Source organism: Clostridium saccharobutylicum DSM 13864 (assembly GCF_000473995.1).
Taxonomy (GTDB): Bacteria; Bacillota; Clostridia; order Clostridiales; family Clostridiaceae; genus Clostridium; species Clostridium saccharobutylicum.
On record NC_022571.1, the window covers coordinates 3580386 to 3596517 of the forward strand.

Below are 16132 nucleotides of genomic sequence, written 5' to 3' on the forward strand. Positions count from 1 at the left end.
ACTTGTTATTTTTTTGATTGTGCCTTAATACCTTAAAAATTCATCATTCATTATGAACTGTATTCTATAAAGGGCATTAATTAGTTATTAAATATTAATAATTAATCAACATTTAATAACACCCCAATTGCTAAAGTCATGCCTTCATGTTTTACTTTACTTATTATAACTTTTGCTCCCATAAGATCTACACATGGTTCACAAACTCCTGTTATACCTAAAGTTTTTAATACAAAATCACTTTTTTCATACTTATCTTGAACAGTTTTTATTTCACATCTTTCGAAAGTTTTAAATTCACAATTAATATTTTGTGCTAATTTAATAATTCCTTCTTCATCTTTTTTTACATCCACAGAAACTATATACTTTACTGATCTTATATCAAGATTATATTTTATTAAGCTGCTCTCTATAAATTCTTTTAATTTTTCATAAGAAGTACCTCTTCTACAGCCTATCCCTAAAACTATATCTCTTTTTATAAGTCTTAATATTTTAGAATAATTCAGATTGTTAATATTATTACAATTCAGCTTATCATTGTTAAAACTCAAATTATTAGTTATCCAAATAGAATCTTCCTTTAACTCTTCTATTTTTTTATATCCATTTGTAATTTTAACAATGTTATATTCATCTTTTATTCCAATAATTTTTCCATCAACCAAAAGTGAAGATATATATTTAGCTTTTTTTAAATCTTCAATAATTAAGTTATTATTTTTTGCTATAACATCTGGAGCAATTATTTCCAAGTTATCTGTGGCTGTAGTTATAATTGGCTTTGCATTTATAACTTTTGAAACCTCTATTGTAAGATCATTTCCACCGCCCAAATGTCCACTTAAAATATTAATAGCATATTTTCCACATAAATCAACAACTACAACACCAGGATCTTTATCCTTACCTTCTAAAAATTGTGCAATTGCTCTAACAGCAATTCCAGTTGAAGATATAAAGATAATGCCTTTTGAATTTTTCATTGTTTCTTTTGATATATCATTTAAATTAAACTTCTCATAACAATTAACTTCTTCATAGTTAAATTTTTCATTATGAAATTCTTGAGTTTCTAAATCATTCTCTTCATTTTTTTGATTTTTTAACTTTGTCACATTTCTTATCTCTGAATCTTTATTAGCTTGTTTTATATAAAGTCTTCCACTAAAATATTTCTGAAGCTTTAAAGCTATATCTATCCCTTTAGGAGATGGACAAATTATACTTATCATATTTTTTTCTTCTATATCAATAGAACTATCTTTATTCACTATTTTGTATCCTCAGCATCTCTAAACATATGTGAAAAGTTTTTATCATATAATAAACTCTTTTCAAAATCACTATCAATAAAATCTCCAACTAATATTTGAGCACATTTAGTAATATTGTTTTCCTTAACTTTCTCAGCTATATCATCTAAATGTCCCATGATTATTTTTTGATCGGACCATGTTGCTCTTTCAATTACTGCTATTGCAACATTCTTTTTATATCCTTTTCTTAATTTTTCAACCACTTTATCAATCATTGAAATTGAAAGGAATATAGCCATAGATGCTCCCACTGAAGCTAGCACCTCAAGATCTTCACTTTCTGGAACTGGAGTTCTTCCTTCAACCCTTGTTAAAATTACAGTTTGACTTACTCCAGGCAATGTAAATTCTCTATTTATTGCAGCTGCTGCACCAGTAAATGAGCTAACCCCTGGAACAACTTCATATGGAATACTAACTCTATCAAGCTCAATCATTTGTTCTCTTATAGCACCATAGATTGATGGATCACCTGTATGCAATCTTACAACTAATTTTCCCATTTGTTCTTCCATAGTCATGATTTCCATAACATCCTCTAACGTCATATTCGCAGAATTATAAATTTGAGCATCACGCCTACAATATTCTAAATGTTCCTTAGAAACTAAAGAACCTGCATATATAACAACATCAGCTCTTTCTAATAAATCCCTGCCTCTAACAGTAATTAAATCTGCTGCTCCTGGACCTGCACCTATAAAATAAACCATCTTCAAACACTCCTCACTTAAATTTTATAATTACGAATGAGATTATAAAAAACTCTATAAAGAACCTTTTAAAAACTCATAAAAATCTTATCCTTAATTCTCTATTTTATATTATTAACATTTATTATCCTTATATTTCATCTCTGCTTGCTATTATTAATGACATATAATCTCTAAGTTTTAATATCTCTTCTCTATCTGTTAGCAGAACTTCTCCATCTCTTCCAACTCTACTAGCATATACATACTTAAAGCCCTTTTCTTCTAATATATTAAGTACTTCTTCTTCACGCTTATATACTTTCATAATAACTACAAACTTTTCATCTCTTATTGTATCAACTTTAGATGCAGGAAGTATTAATAAATTCTCATTTCCAATAACCAAAGTTTTATTTGCAAGACTAGCAGCTGCACAAAATGAAGTTATTCCTGGAATTGTCTTAACCTGAAATCCATGTTCTTCAACATGACTTAACATGTGAATGTATGTACTATAAACATATGGATCACCTATAGTTAAAAAAGCAACATTTTTTCCTTCACGTAATCTTGCTTCTATAAATTCATAAGCTTCTAAAGACTTTTTAAGTCTTTCCTTTCCTCCCATTGGAAAATGTTTAATACATACTTCTGTTCCTTCTTTTATGTATTCTCTAGCAGTTTCAAGTGCAATACTTGCACCATCTTCTTGTGCAGATGGTGCAACTATAACATCACATTTTTCTATAGTTCTCACTGCCTTAACTGTTAATAATTCTGAATCTCCTGGTCCTACGCCTATTCCATATAATATTCCCATTCTTAAATTTCCTCTCTTTTGCTAACTTGTGTACTTCTTCTTAATTATATATATTACCAAAACAATTTCCAATAAAATTAGTAATAGTACCATAATATTATTGAAAAATTAAAACTTCAGCACATATATACAATGTTTTATTTTGGGGACTTTGCCTTATATATTTAGATTTAATATTTTTCATCCCACACTTTTATTTCTAGCCAATGAATATATAATATAACCATATAAATTACACAATTTAAATTAAAAACTATCTTTCTTTATGCATTGAATTATATATATAGGGTTATTTGCTATCATCATCAACGTATTTTCCTTATTTTTACTAACATTAATTAAAGATATATCTACCTTATAATTTAATTTTTTTGCTGATTCGATTGCTTTGTATACATTATCTAAGGTAATAAAATTCATAACTAATACTCCATTATCATTAAGACAAGATGTAGCCTTAAATATTATATCCTCTAATGTTCCACCACTTCCTCCAACAAATATAGAATCAAATTTTATCTGTTTATTTATTATATTTTCTAATGTATTACTTGCATCATCTTTTATTTGCTCTATATTATCACAATTGAATTTTTCGATATTCCTCTTAGTGACTTCGAAAGGTTCATCTTCTTTTTCTATTGAAACTACCTTACCATTCCTAGCTATCTTAGCTGCTTGAACTGTAATACTTCCAGTTCCGCTTCCAATATCTAAAACTTTAGAATTTTCATCTAAATTCATCTTAGCAATTGAAAGTATTCTTATATCCTCCTTAGTCATAGGACATTTTCCTCTTATAAACTCTTCATCTTTTATAAAGATCATCTTACTTCCCCCTTTCCTCAAGGTATTAATAACAAGTCCATTTGTCAGCATATTTTCATCATGCTGAATTGGCAAATTGGACTTGCTATTTATTTTTACGTGCCTTAATTCTCAATTACAAACTAGATTTATCTACTATAAAAATGCTAAGTGCAGCATATTCTCTATTTGAACATTCTTCTGGAGTGCCTGCACTTATAATTTCATCTTCATAAGATAAATTTTCTCCAATTATAACTTTACAATTAACCTTACCTTTAATTAGAATATCACACAATACAGCTGGATTGTTTTCTTTATCTGTAAGCCAAATACTCATCTCATTTTTATTAACAGCTTCTAAAAATTCTTCATTTCTTCCATGCAAACTTCCTAAATAAGCATTATTCCATGGAAGCTTAACTTTTGAAGTCAAATATTGAAATGAACTTATTCCAGGAACAATCGCAAATTCTAATTCAGCTTTACTTTTTATATAATTAGTTATTCCATAAAAAGTAGGATCACCAGAAGCAACAATTGATATATTAAATTCTTTCTTCACTTGTGTATTCTCATTTTCACTTGATGAATTATCTTTATTTACATTTTTCAATATATATTTATCTAAATCTGATAGTGTTTTCATATATACCTTTTTATTATGAACAAAATCCAATGAATCCAATGCTCTCTTAAATCCAATAATAATATCAGATTCTTCCATAACCTTTAAAGCCTTAGGTAATATATAATCCCTATGCCCAGGTCCAAGTCCTACTATATAAATCATTCACTCACCTCCACATATAGTAACTCACCTTGATAAACAGCTTTAAAATTAAAGTTATGTGGCAACTAACCGAAATCAAACATATAATTTATTTATCTGCATATGAGATTGTTATTAAACAGAATTTCATAGTCAACAAATCTCTACAGATTAATATGTTAATAGTCTTTCTTACATAATTTGCATACAAGATACACTTTAGGCACATGAAAGAAATTAATGCATTACTATAACTATACTTTGAAATGTATTATTCCCCAGAAAGTAAGGATACTCTTTTGTGTAGCATTGCGTTTAAAATAAGTCTGTAGGTATTTCTTAAGTAGAAGTTGTTCCATTTTTGCTTGTCCTCAGCTTGTCTTAGGAACATGCGATAATGGAACAACTTCTGCTTTTAGAAATCCACAGTCTTATTTTATAGCAATCGAACAAAAGAGTTTCCTTACTTTCGGTAAGTTACTACATAACTCGAAGTCTCAAGTTTATCTATCTATAAAGTTATCTTTTGATTTCCAAAGAAGTGTTGGATTGGAGGCTCCATAATACATCACAGCATCTACTTCGAGTTCTCCGTAAACATATTGTTTTACTTTTTCAACAATCTTGTTTCCAATATTCTCATATAGCTTATAATATCCATCTCCTAAAAGCTTAACCGCTCCTTCACATGTCTTTTCTTCAAGGACTTTTTCAACTAGAGAAATATCATAACCAAGTAATGCAAGTTCTAAACCTAATACTTCAAGTCTAACTCCATTTATTCTGCTATGAGTATTAAAACAACCATAAGCTATTTTGCTCATTTTCCCTATATGTCCAACTATAACGACTGATTTAACCTTAGACGAAATACAACACTCTAAAGCAAAACCAATATAATTTGAACATATAATGATTTCCTCTCCCTTAAAGCCCAACTCTTTGCAATAATTCTCTCCCAAATTTCCAAAGGTTAAAATTAATCTTTTACTATTTAATGCCCTTTGATTAATCTCCAATTTTATAGATGCTTTTAATGCATCTTCTGACATTGGATAAACTATTCCAGTTGTACCCAGAATAGAAATCCCACCTTGAATTCCTAATCTAGGATTAAAAGTTTTTTTTGATACTTCTATTCCCTGAGGTACTGAAATTGTTACTTCAACTCTTTCTCCATTAGGTAAAACCTTCATTACTTCATCTCTTATCATCATTCTTGGAACCGGATTAATGGCTGGTTCTCCTTTTTGTATAAAAAGTCCATCCTTAGTTACAACACCTACTCCAATCCCACCTTTAAGTGAAATCAAATCCGAACCTTCAGGATCATTAAAATCCTTAAGATGTATTATATCCTCATCATCTTTTAACTTACGGACCTTAGCTTTTATTTCAATCCCACTTGTAGCATCAGGATCATCACCACTAAATTTTATAATAGTGCATTCAACAAAATCCTCTTCCCTAGTCACAGACTCTATTGGCATTGTTATGTTAATCTTCTTAGGAGTATCTATTTCTATTACGCTCAAGTTCTCTTCTTTATTGAACAAAAGTATTGTTGCTGCTTTAGCTGCTCCTGCACTACACGAACCAGTTGTATATCCACACCTTAACTTTTTGCCTTCATTTTCAACATACATCTCAAACATAATTGTCTCCTTTTTACTTTTTCTTATCAATACAAATTTTTCCGATCATTTCAGCTCAAATTCAAATTACTGTCAATTCAAAATATCTTACATCTTATGTTATTTCACTAACAACTTAAATTTTGACATATCACTATATTTTTAGTATCCACCTGAATATTGTAATACTTATTACACATAATAAATTCGAAAGGTGGCTGTGCAATGAAAAAATTTATTACGTCATTATTAATTTTAATATATTTGTTATTTAATATAATCGTACCAACTTACGCTGCTGCAACAAATATCTTTAAAGAAGGCGTCTATAAAACAAATGATTTTAATCTTACAGATAATAAAAATTATGCTGTTCAAAACACCTCCTCTAAAGATGGCATATATGTATTAATTTTTGATGAAAATCAAATCGGACTACAATATGTAAGATTAAAACCAAACTCAGATAAATTTAATTTAGTACCACTAAAGAACAATTATAGAATTGTAATTCTTGGTGATGGAGAGGCATTTATCTCTTAAAGCCGACTTAATTAAGGCACATTCAAAAAATAACAAGTGCCTAAATTCTTTTATCCTATAAACACTACTATCTTTCTACAACCATATACATAAGTGCATTGATTATTGATGCTGCAACTGTACTTCCACCTTTTCTTCCTTTAACTCTTATATAAGGTATATTAAGTTCATCCATATTTTCCTTACTTTCAGCTGCTCCAACAAATCCAACTGGTACTGCTATTATTAATTTTGGAGTTGCTTTGCCTTCCTTTATCAATTCTTTGAGTCTAAAAAGAGCTGTTGGTGCATTTCCAAAAACAAATATATCCACATTGTCTGTACAAGCTTTTTCAACTGCTGCCATGCTTCTAGTTATTCCCTTTTCTTTAGCCTCCTTATGAACCTCAGGCTCATTAACATAACAAATTACGCTGCTATTTGTCTTAGCTAATGACATTTTATTTATTCCGTTTAAGGCCATATTAGTATCTGTATATATTTTAGCACCATTTCTTAAAAGATTCTTTCCAGTTTCAATAGCATCTTTGCTTATTTCAACTAAATCTTTATATTCAAAATCAGCTGTAGTATGTATTGTTCTTTTAATTATAAGTAACTCTTCTTCTGAAAAAGAGTGTGGTCCCATTTCCTCACCAATAATTTCAAAACTTCTTGCTTCAATTCCCATAGGGTTCTTTAAATAATCCATTTTATCAACTCCAAACTTTTTAATTTAGATTAAGAATATGCAATCAAAACTGATTATGGATAAACAACTTGTAACTCAAAGTTAAGTGATAATTTACCGAAATCAAATATGTTTTTGTTAGATGCCACATTCTCGCTTCCAAAATATTAATTATAATCTACTAATGCTTTTAAGATTTCAATATTTCCCAGGAAATTCACATGAGCATATCCTGCTAATGTATTTTTCTTAAAATAACCGCACTCCCACTCAATTGTTTTCCCATCATATTGCGTTTTTTCTACCTTATATACTTTTTCTTGTCTTAAGTCTACATGTGATTTATGAAATTCATGAGCATTTATTCTTAATTTTCTATCAAAACATTTTTCATTTATATTAACACTACAATATCCAAATCTCTGCAATCTCTTTGTCATATTGCTCGTTCCTTCAAAGAAACCAACCATTTTTGATCCATCAATTTCTTTAGTTAGATACATTAGTCCACCACATTCTGCATAGCACCTTAATCCATTATCTAAAGCCTTTTTTATACTATTTCGCATTAAAATATTATTTTCTAATTCCTCTTTAAATACTTCTGGATATCCTCCACCTATATATAAAAAATCTAAATTCTCTGGTAAAGTCTTATCCTTAATTGGACTAAAATAAATTATTTCTCCCAAAGATTCTAAAAGTTCTAAATTATCTTTATAATAAAAACTAAATGCTCTATCTAAGGCTACTCCAATTTTAAAATTTTTATTATTCAAGTTAAACTCTTCCTTGCAAACTTTTAACTTATCCTCACAATTAAACTCTTTCATTTCACTTATAAGCTCATCTAAATTTATGTACTCTTCAATTAGTTTCCCACATATATCTATCTTTTCTTCAACATTTTCAACTTCACTGCTCTGCACAAGCCCTAAATGCCTACTGCTTAAACTTATTCTTTCTTCTTTGGGAACATATCCAAGAACCTTAACATTGCAATTTTGTTCAATCGCATATTTTAACAAATCATAATATTTCTGACTAACTGAGTTTAAAACAACTCCAACAATGTTAGCATTTCTATAATCCTTAAGTCCATTAATTTCTGCACATAAAGTTGAACTCTGACCTTTAGGAGACATTACTAAAACTATTGGCATATTCCCTAAGATTCTTGAAACGTCATATGTTGAAGCTTTTTCTCCTGCCCCAATTCCATCATACAGTCCCATAACACCTTCAATTACACCTACATCACCATTTCCTTTAAGATAACTTCTCTTAACACCTTCTTCTCCCATTAAAAAAGCATCAAGATTTCTAGAATAAACATGCGTTACTTCTCTATGAAATGCTGGATCTATGTAATCAGGTCCCACTTTATATCCTTGAACCTTTAAATTTCTATTTTTAAATGCTTTCATAAGTCCAAGAGTAAAGGTAGTCTTTCCTCCTCCACTGCAATTTGAAGCTATAATTATAGATTTCATAAAACACCGCCTAATTTTTACGTTGTTGCTTACTAAGGCACATTCAAAAAATAACAGTTTTATCTACAAAACCTCATGAAAAATAATCATAACGTTTTAAATTTGTTATTTTCGTTCAAGTACCTAAAAATAATGACTTAACAAATAACATTAATGTTTTCTTAACTTTTTTGTTTTTCCTGCATTTAAATATCTATCTTCAATAGTATCATAAATTCTAGTTATATAAAGATCTCCAAAGCTATCTATTTCTCCAAGTCCATGAATATGTAATTTAACTTCAATATCGTTTCTTTGTAACACACTCTTTAAGGAATCTTCTTCATCTGATGCCATGTCATTTTTAGCATGATCTCCTGCTACAAGTAATAATGGAACTAATTTAGTTTTAGTTACGCCCTTCTTCTTCATTCTATTTAAGCAGCTTTGAATAGTAGGATATCCTTCTACAGTTGCTACAAAAACATTATCATAACCTTCATCTTCTAAAACAGTTTGTAGCATGCCATATACTGCATTTCCACTATGTGCTGTACCATGACCAAATAATACTACACTTTCTTCATTATTTAATACATCTTTAATACTTTCTATAAATAACGAATAATCTTTTGGCAGCTCATCCATTCCTTGATAAAAAAATATGGGACGACCTAATTTAATTGATTCAAAGTTCTTATTATATCTTCTAACTATTCCTTTTATATAGTCAAACTCTTCACCAGGAATTATATGTAAAGGCTGAACCACAACTTCTTCATAACCTTTATTTTTTAAATCTTCTAATGCTTCTTCAGGTGTAAAAATCACCATATCGTGTGTAACTTTTAATTTTTTTATAATCATGTGAGCTGTGAACGCTCTAAATACATCATATCCTTTAAACTCATCTTTAATTCTATTTTCAATTTTATCTATTGAACTTTTTAACGCATCTAAATGACTCGTTCCAAAACTAACTACTAATATTGCCTTCTTCATCATGTATTCCTCCATAATTTATACTATTGGCTAAACTGCAAATTGAATTTGTTATTTATTTTCAAGTACCTAAAAAAATGTTTAATTTGCAGATTAAAAAGATCATTACTGAAAATTCTACTTGTATGTTTCTGCTACCTTAAAAAGTTATCCATAGATTTCGTATTATTAAACTTTCCTCTAAACAATAACAAAAATCCCCTTTACCAAACCACAGTAAAGAGGAAAAATATAACAAATTAAGAATATATAATTTTTCTTAAGTATACATTCTGCTATTTGCCATCATCCTTCCCACCGAAGGTAGCATTTAAGGCAAATTTACTATTATTATGTATATGCCTCAATCAATTTCTAGGCAGGTCTCCTGACTCTGGCATCATCCCAATGCTTTTCCTTCCCAAGTTTAATCATAAAATAACAAACTAATATGTTTGAATTTATATTCTTAAATACTCAGTGGTATCTAAAACACAATCAAAAAAATATTCATGCCAGATTGGACTTGTTATTTTCTTTCATGTGCCTAAAGCTTAGTCCTCCATTACAGTAGCGGGGGCTGTAGTAGATTTTCACTACTTTCCCTTTTAATCTTAAAGTTTAACTTAACTTATGAGGCACAATTAAAAAAATAATAGATCAGACTGCTTGAATATTAGTTCTATTATTTTCTTGCTTATGCCTAAGAACCTGAAATCATTTATTATTTATCTCTAAATTATAAGATACTATTTTATTTTATTCAACAAATTCTTTTTTGAAATATGCTTTATATAAGAATACATAAAACAAATTCAGCTTACATTGGAACTAAATCTAAGCATTTTCTACTCTGTTTCTTCCTTTTCTCTTTGCCACATATAATTGTTCATCTGCTTTCTGCAAAAGCAAACCACTATTATTTATTTCTTCTGATATGCTACTAACCCCAAAACTTGCTGTTACACTTATATTTATATTATCATATTTAAAATTATGATTCTCTATAGCTTTTCTAATTCTTTCTGAATATAAAGTTGCTTCTTTAATATCAGTATTTCTGAATACTATAGCAAACTCCTCTCCTCCATATCTTGCAATCCAATCATAATCTGATCTTATGTTATTCAAAATTACATTAACAAATTCTTTTAATACATAGTCTCCAACAATATGATGATATCTATCATTTATCTTTTTAAAGTAATCAACATCTATCATTACCAGTGATAACTCGAAATTATTCATTATGCTGCTTTTTATATCTATATCTAATCTTTCATTTAAATATCTTCTATTATATACATCTGTCAATTCATCTTTAACTACTAATTCATCTATTCTTTTCATATGATCAACTAAAACTTCTTTTTGGGGAAGGTTTTGGTCATCAAAAATTATACTACTACTTATATCTTTTAAAGTTTCTAAGATATATTTTTCTTCTCCATCGGTAATCGGAGTTGCCATTACCAAAAATACTTTATCGTTACTATTTTCTAATTTTGTAACAGTTTCATTTTCATAATATGCTCTAGAAGCTATACAATTTTTACAAATACTATCTTTACATAAAATGCTATAGCAATTTTTATCAACAGATGAATTTATGTTCTTTACATTTTCTATTACAACTCTATTATTTTTAAAATCAATTATTCTCACAGTATCAAATATCTTTGCTAAATATTCCGTTGGAATATCTTTGAAATCGCGATTCATAATTCCCCCCCTTTTTTATTTCTTTTTCATACTATTACGTTCTATTAAATCATATATTATGATATTTTTCTACTTTTCGATACTGATTTTTATAAATTTTATAATTATATATTACATTAAATTATAAAAAGAAAAATAAGAGTCTTATAACTTGTAACTTTTTACTGTTAGTCATAAAACTCTTATTTTTAAAAATATAAATATTAATTATATATTCAAATTCAATATACATAACTATAACTATGTATAAATTCTTCTTAGAACTTATAAAATTTATAACTTAAATAGTTAATAATTTTAATTAGATTCCAAATTATCATTACATTTCTTTTACAATATCAGTAACCCAATCACACAAAGCTGCTGAAGCTTTATTAGCAACATCCACTACATTAGCATGAGAATGCTTTCCTTTTTGAATTCCTGTAGCCATATTAGTTATACATGCAATTCCTAAAACATCTATACCTAAATAGTTTGCTACAATTGTTTCTGGAACTGTTGACATTCCAATTGCATCTGCACCCATTCTTCCATATGCTCTGATTTCTGCTGCAGTTTCATAATAAGGACCTGTAAAGTGTGCATAAACACCTTCCTTGTAGCTTATATTCTTCTTATCTGCAATTCCCTTTGCCTTGTCTATTAAATAATGCTTATATGGTTCTGACATATCTGGGAATCTTGGTCCAAAACGTTCATCATTACTGCCTATTAAAGGATTATTCGCTGTTAAGTTAATAAAATCATTTATTATCATCAGTGTTCCTGGATTAAAATCTGTATTAATTCCACCACATGCATTTGTAACTATGATTTTTTCAATCCCCAATAATTTCATAACAAAGATTGGATATGTTACTTCCTTCATTGTATACCCTTCATAATAATGAAATCTACCTTGCATTGCTAAAACTGTTTTATCTCCAATAGTTCCAACAAGAAGGCTTCCTTTATGCCCCTCTACACTAACAAGTGGAAAATTAGGAATGTCACTATACAGTATTTCTTCTTTATCTTCAAATTGATCAACAAGACCTCCTAAGCCACTTCCTAAAATTATTCCTATTGTAGGTTTCTTGGTTATTTTACTTTTTAAGTAAGCAACTGACTCTTCTACTTTTTCATATAAGTTTTCCATATTTTTCTCCTTTTTACTTGTATAATCTGAAATTATAATAATTTTGCCATTTTCATTATTATAAATTAATTACTCAATAATATAAATTATAAAATTAAAAATCCCGCATTGTTTATTCTCCTATATATTCTCATAAAAATCAACTGATTATAAATCACATAAAATTTCACTAAAATAAATATACACTTTAGACTATGTCTTATACTTATTAACTATGAATACTCAAGTCACATAATTTATAGAAATTCCTTTCAGGGTACCTATAAATTATGAATTTTTTATTTGAACTTTTTATTTTTTGCTGGCACCCTAAAAGACAGTAATCTTTAATCACAAAATATATTTATTACTATTCATCCTTTTTATTACACTGCTTAAATAATTGATTAGCATATACTGACGCGCCTGTAACCAATATACCTTGAACTATAGCTTGTACATTAAATCCCATTATTCCAACAGTTCCTGCTATTCCTGCCGCTAACAATATAAGTGGTATATCCTTATTTGGTATTCTCTCTGTATTTTTTATAATCATTCCGAGTATATATAAAGCAGGAATCAAAATTAAAGCATTTTGTGTTATATATTGAGTAAAATCCATAAAGCCACCTCCCTTCAAATAAAAATCATCCTTATTATGTTATATGCTTTATGTAAAACTTTGTTTCAAAATTTCTATGAATTTTATAAATATGCAAAAAACAACAAGCAAATATGATAACACACATTACATATTTAGCTTGTTATTTTCTTCATCATATGCTTAAAAATAAGATTTGTGATACAAATTTAATATCATTATGAATTAAACACATTCAAAAAAATAATAGACCAGTATGCTTACCTATTTTGTGTCATACTACGCCAGTAAAATCACCTAGTAAACCTACTATGAGCTGATTTTACTTTCTTGTCTAACACTAAATATGCATCGCATCTTTAGTCTATTATTTTTTCATGTGCCTTATTTTAATTTAAGTCTTATTACAGATACTGAATATTTATCAGCATTATAATCAAAACTCTTTGAAACATGGTTTAAATTTTTAGTCTTAATAGAAACTTTATCTGGATTTTCAAATGAATTTTTAACACTTTCATCTTCACCAGTTACATATTGTACTGTTGCCTTTGATTGTACATCTTGATTCCCATTAATGTTTATTTTAACCTTCTTATCTTCTCCAGCTACATTTACAACTTTAACTATTAAATCATTTGTCTTTGAATCATAGCTAGTAGATGTATATACATCACTATCTCTACCTTGTTCTGTTACTTCATTAGTTAATTGTCCATTTATATAGCAGCTAATCTTATTTCCGCTAACAACTATCTTTATCTTATATTCTTCACCAGTATTTACTTTTCCATAAGCTGAATCAGCAGTACTTATAGTTGATTTTTCACCATCTACTGCTTTTTCTATTACAGTTTTGGTATTATTCCAACCACCTACATTAAGCCAATAATAATTTGAAGTATCCTTTGCTCCAAATCCAACTAAGAAACCTTCATTACCGCCAGTTTTCTTAGCATTTAACTCTAAAGTATAATTACTCCAATCAGTACTATTCGTTTGTACTCTGCAGTCCTCACTAATTTCATCTAATATAAGTTTTCCATCTTTAACAGTCCAATTTCCCTTTACTTTATTCCATTCACTATTGTCACTATCAAAGTTATCAGTAAATATCTCTTTTCCTGTATCATTGTTAGTTACCTTTACATTGTCATATTGAACTTTAGTATTCCAGCTACCAAGGATTATTCCGCCTTTAATATTATTGCCTTCTGATATCTTTGGTTTAACAAGTTCTTGTTTAAGCATTTGTGTTCCTAAATTAGTACTAAACAGCTTTTGAACATAATAATTTGGAGTTGCATAATTAGTCTTACCGTTAAACCAAATCATATTAGTAGACCATTGGTAATCATCATTCTTAGCAAATAGAGGTGCATAAGACGCCATTTTTACTATATCTGAATTTTCCTCAAGACCTGTTAAATAAGCACCTTCTGCTAATGCTGATTTTAAAGTATTACTTTTTGATGCATATTCACCAACAAATACTTTAGGTCCATTTCTATCATATTTACTATATCTATCAGTATTCTTTAAAAACCAGTCTGGATTCATATAATAATGTTCATCTACCATTGTATTTTTTGCCTTTTCATTTATCCATTTCCAAGCATCATCAAACTGAGAGCCATCAGCAGATGGACCTGATGTTGATATTAATGTTATGCCTGGACACTTTTCATTTAAAACTTTCTGGAACGCTTCAAATCTTTTATGATACTCATTTCCCCATTGTTCATTACCTATAGCTAAATATTTTAAGTTAAATGGCTTCTTATGTCCCGCCTCTACTCTCTTCTTCCCCCAAGTAGTAGATTCATCACCATTCGCATATTCAACTAAATCAACTGCATCTTGAATATATGAATCAAGGTCTCCTCCAACATCTGCCATATAAGTTGATACTCCACTTTTGGGGCCTCTAAATTGGCAAGTCATTCCACAATTTAAAACTGGTACTGGAACCGCTCCAATATCCTCACATAATTGAAAATATTCATAAAATCCAAGTCCATAAGATTGATCATATCCCCATACGTTCCTAATTTCTTTTCTTTCTTCCACATTTCCTATAGTATCTTTCCAGTTATACATTCCTTCTTTATTAGCACCTTCAATAACACATCCACCCGGAAATCTTAAAAATTTTGGTTTTAAATCTGAAATCCTTTTTACTAAGTCCTCTCTTAAACCATATTTTCTGTTTTTCCAAGTATCTTGTGGAAATAAGGAAATCATATCTAAATCTATTTTTTCCTCACCTTTTACAGATACTGCAAACTTAGCATTAGAAGTACTCTTTTCAGCTCTTAAATGACCTTCATACTTTTTCCACTCATTTCCGATTTTATCTACTGTTTTAGCTTCTGAAATAACATTCCCATCCTCATCTTCTATTTGCACTGTTACTTTGTTTCTTTTTTCTGTACTACGTGCCCAAAATGAAAAATCATACTTATCGCCTTCTTTAACAGTTATGCCTTTATATCCATCATTCACTAACTTTAATGTTTCATTTTTATCTTTACTATTTAATTCAACATAATTTGGATTGTTGCTATTTAAAGGATTATCACTACATACTTTTACTTGTGAATCAGTAGTGCTCTCTTCCCTAATCTCAACAGCTGGACCAGTTGTATTGCTTTTTTCTATTTTCCAAGAATCTAAGGATTTCTCATATTCAAATGAGCGGTTTTCAACTAGCTCAGCATACAGCCCTCCATCCGCACCATGATTAATATCTTCAAAAAATAATCCTGTCAATACATCACTTACATCAAACAATTTTTGGTCTGTATTTACATTTAAAGTATATGCATCATCACCTCCGATTTCACTTGCTGACGCACCACAATAACCTAATACAGTAGTAATACTAAAAAAAGTTGCAATAAGAATTGATAGATACTTTTTTTTCATTATGTTTCCCCTCCCCTAATTTCATTATTATAGAATTCCCTT

Annotated in this window: 14 protein-coding genes and 1 riboswitch; of the genes, 1 reads left to right on the plus strand and 13 read right to left on the minus strand. The window is 28.9% G+C overall.

The window, feature by feature from the left end:
* Positions 1 to 101: 101 nt before the first annotated feature.
* The 6 genes from cbiG to cbiD all read right to left on the minus strand — a co-directional run bounded on the left by cbiG (position 102) and on the right by cbiD (position 6071).
* Positions 102 to 1238, minus strand: coding sequence for a cobalt-precorrin 5A hydrolase (gene cbiG, locus CLSA_RS15545; RefSeq protein WP_041716687.1), 1137 nt, complete (start codon positions 1236 to 1238; stop codon positions 102 to 104).
* 38 nt (positions 1239 to 1276) lie between these two features.
* The gene (cobM, locus tag CLSA_RS15550; protein WP_022747352.1) at positions 1277 to 2035 is read right to left on the minus strand and encodes a precorrin-4 C(11)-methyltransferase; all 759 of its coding nucleotides are present in this window, start codon (positions 2033 to 2035) and stop codon (positions 1277 to 1279) included.
* Positions 2036 to 2165: 130 nt separating this feature from the next.
* On the minus strand, positions 2166 to 2837 hold the full coding sequence (locus CLSA_RS15555) for a cobalt-factor II C(20)-methyltransferase (RefSeq protein WP_022747353.1): 672 nt from the start codon (positions 2835 to 2837) through the stop codon (positions 2166 to 2168).
* Between the two features lie 246 nt (positions 2838 to 3083).
* The gene (gene cbiT, locus CLSA_RS15560; protein WP_022747354.1) at positions 3084 to 3665 is read right to left on the minus strand and encodes a precorrin-6Y C5,15-methyltransferase (decarboxylating) subunit CbiT; all 582 of its coding nucleotides are present in this window, start codon (positions 3663 to 3665) and stop codon (positions 3084 to 3086) included.
* Between the two features lie 115 nt (positions 3666 to 3780).
* Positions 3781 to 4437: a precorrin-6y C5,15-methyltransferase (decarboxylating) subunit CbiE gene (cbiE, locus tag CLSA_RS15565; RefSeq protein WP_022747355.1), complete on the minus strand. Its 657-nt coding sequence runs from the start codon at positions 4435 to 4437 to the stop codon at positions 3781 to 3783.
* Between the two features lie 482 nt (positions 4438 to 4919).
* Positions 4920 to 6071 carry a cobalt-precorrin-5B (C(1))-methyltransferase CbiD gene (gene cbiD / locus CLSA_RS15570; RefSeq protein WP_022747356.1) on the minus strand — a complete coding sequence of 384 codons (1152 nt, stop codon included), beginning with the start codon at positions 6069 to 6071 and terminating at the stop codon, positions 4920 to 4922.
* 204 nt (positions 6072 to 6275) lie between these two features.
* On the opposite strand from cbiD, the gene CLSA_RS15575 reads away from it, so the two are divergent.
* A complete protein-coding gene (locus CLSA_RS15575; protein ID WP_022747357.1) occupies positions 6276 to 6593 on the plus strand; it encodes a hypothetical protein in 318 nt (105 codons plus the stop codon).
* A 67-nt stretch (positions 6594 to 6660) separates the two neighbouring features.
* Here the strand turns inward: CLSA_RS15575 and CLSA_RS15580 are convergent, their stop codons facing one another.
* From CLSA_RS15580 to CLSA_RS15610, 7 genes are all read right to left on the minus strand, one after another.
* A complete protein-coding gene (locus CLSA_RS15580; protein WP_022747358.1) occupies positions 6661 to 7284 on the minus strand; it encodes a precorrin-8X methylmutase in 624 nt (207 codons plus the stop codon).
* A gap of 146 nt (positions 7285 to 7430) precedes the next feature.
* Positions 7431 to 8756 carry a cobyrinic acid a,c-diamide synthase CobB gene (locus tag CLSA_RS15585; RefSeq protein ID WP_022747359.1) on the minus strand — a complete coding sequence of 442 codons (1326 nt, stop codon included), beginning with the start codon at positions 8754 to 8756 and terminating at the stop codon, positions 7431 to 7433.
* 150 nt (positions 8757 to 8906) lie between these two features.
* Positions 8907 to 9737 carry a sirohydrochlorin cobaltochelatase gene (locus tag CLSA_RS15590; RefSeq protein WP_041716299.1) on the minus strand — a complete coding sequence of 277 codons (831 nt, stop codon included), beginning with the start codon at positions 9735 to 9737 and terminating at the stop codon, positions 8907 to 8909.
* 340 nt (positions 9738 to 10077) lie between these two features.
* A riboswitch (cobalamin riboswitch) is annotated at positions 10078 to 10361 on the minus strand.
* Between the two features lie 192 nt (positions 10362 to 10553).
* Positions 10554 to 11438 carry a GGDEF domain-containing protein gene (locus CLSA_RS15595; protein ID WP_022747361.1) on the minus strand — a complete coding sequence of 295 codons (885 nt, stop codon included), beginning with the start codon at positions 11436 to 11438 and terminating at the stop codon, positions 10554 to 10556.
* Between the two features lie 319 nt (positions 11439 to 11757).
* The gene (locus tag CLSA_RS15600; protein WP_022747362.1) at positions 11758 to 12579 is read right to left on the minus strand and encodes a purine-nucleoside phosphorylase; all 822 of its coding nucleotides are present in this window, start codon (positions 12577 to 12579) and stop codon (positions 11758 to 11760) included.
* Positions 12580 to 12928: 349 nt separating this feature from the next.
* A complete protein-coding gene (locus tag CLSA_RS15605; protein ID WP_022747363.1) occupies positions 12929 to 13183 on the minus strand; it encodes a phage holin family protein in 255 nt (84 codons plus the stop codon).
* Positions 13184 to 13546: 363 nt separating this feature from the next.
* Complete coding sequence (locus tag CLSA_RS15610; RefSeq protein WP_022747364.1) at positions 13547 to 16090, minus strand: alpha-L-arabinofuranosidase C-terminal domain-containing protein; 2544 nt, start codon at positions 16088 to 16090, stop codon at positions 13547 to 13549.
* Positions 16091 to 16132: the final 42 nt, after the last annotated feature.